Raw genomic sequence first — 3,663 nt, forward strand, 5'->3', positions numbered from 1 at the left:
CGTACGGCCCTCCGCAACAGCACGGTCCGCGGCCAGCCGAGCCGATGAACACGTGGGGCCCGCCCGGCTCTGCCGCGTGGACGCGCGGCGAGCAGTCCGGCCCGCGCGATCAGCAGGTCGTGGACGCGAACGCGCGGACCGCGCAGACACCGCAGGCCCCGCCCACGCCCCGCACCGGCGAGGTCGGCAGCAAGCTCGACGTGGACGGGCCCGAGGGCGAGCGGATCACCATCCAGCTCGTCGAGGTCGTGGACCCCGCGGACTTCCTCTACACCGCCGCCGGCTACCAGCTCCAAGTAGGCGATCGCGCGATCGTGGTGCACACCGAGCTGACCAACCGCAGTGCCATGCCGTTCACCTCGCTGCCCGACCTGTACCTGGTGCTGGTCGCCGCCGACGGGTCCACGATCGGCAAAGCCCCGGTGTCGCTGTCCTCGCGCCCGCCGCACCGCATCGGAGTGCCGCCGGGCGAGACCGCGGGCGGGCACACCGTCTACGTGCTGCCGCAGGACACCGAGCTCTCCGCGGTCCGCTGGTCGCCGCGGCCCGGTGACGAGCAGCGCAGCCTCATCTGGGACATCACCGACCTCTGACGGCGCGGATCTCCGGGTTCGACCGGGGGACGACCCGCAACTGCCACGCACCTCGGCGGCCTAGCGTCAACGGCATGAGGTCGAAGCGGAAGCGAGCCGCTTCCCGGTGTCGCAAGGAGGAATGGTGTTGCCCGCACTTCCGCTGCCCGCATTGCTGCTCGGCGTCGGATCGGCGCTGATGATGATCGGGATCGCCGAACTGGCCGGCCGGTCGGCCGCCGAGCGCGGCCGGGAGCCCGCGGTGACTACTGCCCGTCCCGGCGACGCTTGATCCACCCGAGCGGCCCGCCGGAGCGCTCCTCGTCACGAGGTTCCTGCCGCTCCCGGCGTTGCAGCGTCGGCCAATCCCCGGCGTCGCCGTAGGAGTCGCCCGGTTCCGGCGGTGCGCCACCGAGAACGGCCGGACCGCCCCGGCCGAAGTCCTCGGCCTGCACCAGCTCGGCGAGTCCGGTGTTCACCCGCTCGTCCGCATCCGCCTGCGGGCTCCGCTGCGGTCCGATTCCGGCAGCGACCGGCCCCGCGGCTGCGATCGGCCCGGTCGCGGTTTCCTCCGCAGGAGCAAGCGGTTGTTCCGGCTGCAACGTGCCGCCCCACGACAAACCCATCGGCGGGGTCGGGGTGTCCTCGACGTGCTCGTGCCGTTCACCCGCGTTCGACATCGCCCCTCCCAGCCCGCCCGATCTCGGCGGATTTCACCAGATTACGCGATGCGAGCCCCGGAGATCGCCGATTCGGCTAAGCGTCCTGCGCGCGCAGCACATCCAGCGCGTGCTGCAGGTCGGCCGGGTATTCGCTGGTGAACTCGACCCGAGTTCCGTCAGCAGGATGCTCGAACCCGAGCGAACGGGCGTGCAGCCACTGCCTGGTGAGCTCCAACCGCCGTCCCAGCACCGGATCGGCACCGTAGGTCAGGTCGCCAGCGCAAGGATGCCGCAAGGCCGCGAAGTGCACCCGGATCTGGTGCGTGCGCCCGGTTTCCAGCTTCACGTCCACCAGCGACGCCGCGCGGAACGCCTCCACCGTCTCGTAGTGGGTGACGCTCGGTTTGCCGCCGGTGACCACCGCGAACTTGTAGTCGTGCCGCGGATGCCGGTCGATCGGCGCGTCGATGGTGCCGCGGCTCGGATCGGGATGGCCCTGCACCAGCGCGTGGTAGCGCTTTTCCACCGTGCGTTCCTTGAACGCCCGCTTCAGCGCCGTGTAGGCGTGTTCGCTCTTGGCCACGACCATCACACCGGTGGTTCCCGCGTCGAGCCGGTACACCACGCCCTGCCGTTCGGCAGCCCCCGATGTCGCGATCGGGACGCCGGCCGCGGCGAGCCCGCCCACCACCGTCGGGCCTTCCCAGCCGGGGCTGGGGTGCACGGCCACTCCGATCGGCTTGTCCACCACGACGATGTCCGCGTCCTGGTGCAGGATCTGCAAGCCCTCCACCGGCACCGCCACGACCTCCGGTTCGGGCCGGGCGGCCGGCAGGGTGACCTCCAGCAGCGACCCGGCGGGCAGCCGGTCGGACTTGCCGACCTGGGCGCCGTCCAGCAGCACGTCGCCTGCTTCGGCGAGCCCGGCGACGGTGTTGCGGGACAGGCCGAGCAGTTTGGACAGGCCCGCGTCGACCCGCATCCCTTCCAGCCCGTCCGGGACCGGCAGCATCCGCAGATCGCTCACGACCGCTCCTTCTTCCGGTGCACCGTGCCGTCGTAGTCCCGGCCGAGCAGGGACATCAGCACCACGAGCACGCCGCCGCACACGATCGCCGAGTCCGCGACGTTGAACACCGGCCACACGCTGCCGTCCGGTGCGAACAGCGAGACGAAGTCGACGACGTGCCCGCGCAGGAACCCGGGTTCGCGGAACAACCGGTCCACGAGGTTCCCGCAGGCCCCGCCGAGCACGAGCCCGAGCCCGATGGCCCAGCCGGTGGAGCGCAGCTTCGGCGCGAGCCACAAGATCACGCCGACGACCACGATCGCCAGCAGCGCCAGCAGCCACGTCATACCGGTGGCCAGCGAGAACGCAGCGCCGGGCTTTCGCACCAGTACCAGGTAGACCGCACCGCCGAACAGCCGTGCGGGCGGCTGGTCCTCCAGTGCAGCGACCGCGGCGACCTTGGTGAGCACGTCGGCCGCCAACAGCAGCGCGGCGACGCCGAACAGCAGCACCAGCAGCCTGCGGGGGCGCGGGGACTTCCCCGTGCTACCGGAGTCCCCCGCGCTGCCGGAATCCCCCGCGGCGGAGCCGCCCGGCGCGGCAGGTTCGGGCTGCTCGGGTTCGGATCGCTCGATGTTCACTCGTCCCATTCTCCCCGAGCCGGAGACCGCCCTCGCATCGGCTCGAACCCGGGTCAGTTCAGCGCCGCCGGGAAACCCCGCGGATCGTGCTCGGGCACCCAACCGCCTTCTACCAACGCGTACCTCGAGCTCGGCCCGTCCAGGAGAAGCCCGCGCAGCGCGTCGACGAACCTGTCCACGTGCTCGGTCGTCGTGCCGAGCCCGATGCTGACCCGCAGCGCGCGCTGCGCCCCGGAACCCGCCAGCAGGTGCCGCACCGCGCGGTGCGCGCAGAACAGCCCGTCCCGCACGCCGATGCCGTGCTCGGCGGACAGCGCGCTCGCGAGCAGTCCCGGGTCGCGAGCCTGCCCAGCATCGCCATTCTGCCCAGCATCGCGATCCTGCACGGTCAGGCTGACCACTCCGACCCGCGCGTGCTCGGGCCCGAACAGGCTCAGCTCGCGCAACCCGGGGATGTCGCGCAAGCCCGCGCGCAACCGGATCAGCAGCGCGTCCTCGTGCGCGATGATCGACTCGGCGTGTTCCGACCACACCCGGCAGGCGGTGGCCAACGCGTGCACGCCCACCGTGTTCGGCGAACCCGCTTCGTGCCGTTCCGGCCCGGTGTTCCAGTCGATCACGCCGTCATCCGGCACGGCGCGAGTCGCGCCGCCGCCGACGAGGTAGGGCGGAGCCGCGTCGAGCCAGTCCGCACGGCCGATCAGCGCACCCGCCCCGAACGGCGCGTAGAGCTTGTGCCCGGACAGCACCACGTGGTCCACGCCCAGCTCGGCGAACAG

5 protein-coding genes and 1 pseudogene are annotated in these 3,663 nt (G+C 71.9%); 2 read left to right on the forward strand and 4 right to left on the reverse strand.

The genetic code is table 11. The features are described from left to right. Nucleotides 1-593 (forward strand): annotated as a pseudogene (locus IJH84_RS08245) (AsnC family protein); the annotation flags it as partial. 124 nt (nucleotides 594-717) lie between these two features. Further along, a complete protein-coding gene (locus tag IJH84_RS08250) occupies nucleotides 718-864 on the forward strand; it encodes a hypothetical protein (RefSeq protein WP_295142282.1) in 147 nt (48 codons plus the stop codon). Here the strand turns inward: IJH84_RS08250 and IJH84_RS08255 are convergent. The 4 genes from IJH84_RS08255 to IJH84_RS08270 all read right to left on the reverse strand — a co-directional run. Further along, on the reverse strand, nucleotides 839-1,252 hold the full coding sequence (locus IJH84_RS08255) for a hypothetical protein (protein WP_200070015.1): 414 nt from the start codon (nucleotides 1,250-1,252) through the stop codon (nucleotides 839-841). The genes IJH84_RS08250 and IJH84_RS08255 overlap by 26 nt on opposite strands. Before the next feature lie 76 nt (nucleotides 1,253-1,328). Continuing rightward, complete coding sequence (locus IJH84_RS08260) at nucleotides 1,329-2,246, reverse strand: RluA family pseudouridine synthase (protein WP_295142293.1); 918 nt, start codon at nucleotides 2,244-2,246, stop codon at nucleotides 1,329-1,331. 11 nt (nucleotides 2,247-2,257) lie between these two features. Further along, nucleotides 2,258-2,893 carry a signal peptidase II gene (gene lspA, locus IJH84_RS08265; protein WP_295142287.1) on the reverse strand — a complete coding sequence of 212 codons (636 nt, stop codon included), beginning with the start codon at nucleotides 2,891-2,893 and terminating at the stop codon, nucleotides 2,258-2,260. Between the two features lie 44 nt (nucleotides 2,894-2,937). Beyond that, nucleotides 2,938-3,663 (reverse strand): aminotransferase class V-fold PLP-dependent enzyme (locus IJH84_RS08270; RefSeq protein ID WP_295142290.1); only part of this gene is annotated, 726 nt, incomplete at its 5' end.

Source organism: Saccharopolyspora sp. (assembly GCF_017434145.1).
Taxonomy (GTDB): Bacteria; Actinomycetota; Actinomycetes; order Mycobacteriales; family Pseudonocardiaceae; genus Saccharopolyspora_C; species Saccharopolyspora_C galaxeae.